At 38.6% G+C, this 754-nt stretch carries 1 protein-coding gene; it reads right to left on the bottom strand.

Annotation, left to right across the window (positions count from 1 at the left end):
* The coding region (locus tag HT731_RS09135) for a Rib/alpha-like domain-containing protein (protein ID WP_275690315.1) at positions 1 to 733 on the bottom strand (733 nt) is incomplete at its 3' end.
* Positions 734 to 754 lie beyond the last annotated feature (21 nt).

Consider the following 754-nt stretch of genomic DNA (forward strand, 5'->3'; position numbering starts at 1 on the left):
CTTCTGGGTAAGTTACAACTACTGTCGCAGGTTTTTCACCTGGTGTTGTTGTGTCTACTGGATCCTTGAACGCTACTGTTGTACCCTTAGGAAGATCTTTCAAGTTACCGATTGAATCTTCTGCTTTTGGTTCAGTTCCTTTATCTACAGTTTGAGCTTTTGGTGTTGGCTCGTTCTTATCTGCATCTGTTGGTTTTGAACTTGGGTCTGTAACAGTTACTTTAACTGGAACTTCTTCCTTAGAACCATCTGGGTAAGTTACAACTACTGTCGCAGGTTTTTCACCTGGTGTTGTTGTGTCTACTGGATCTTTGAAGGCTACTGTTGTACCCTTAGGAAGATCTTTCAAGTTACCGATTGAATCTTCTGCTTTTGGTGTTGTTCCTTTGTTTACAGTTTGTGGTTTAGCTGTTGGTTCGTTCTTATCTGCATCTGTTGGTTTTTTAGTTACAAATTCTGACAATGGTTTCTTATCTTGAGAACCATCTTTATAAGTTACAACAAGATTTCCATCTGCATCTTTTTCGATTGATTTAATCTTAGCATCTTTATCAGCTACAGCTTGACCTTTTTTGTCTGCAAAGTTAGCATCATCGTTGTTTTGAGAGTACTCAAGTTGGACTTTTTCTTTGATTTTAGCCAACTCAGCTTCTGTTACGTTAGCTGGATCTGCTACAGTAACTTTTTCAGTTGGAGTTGCAATATCATATTTTTGAGTTTGTCCCTTAAGCATAACACGGAATGCACCTGGATC

The sequence above is a fragment of the Streptococcus sp. k-163 genome (assembly GCF_013277555.1).
Lineage (GTDB): Bacteria > Bacillota > Bacilli > Lactobacillales > Streptococcaceae > Streptococcus.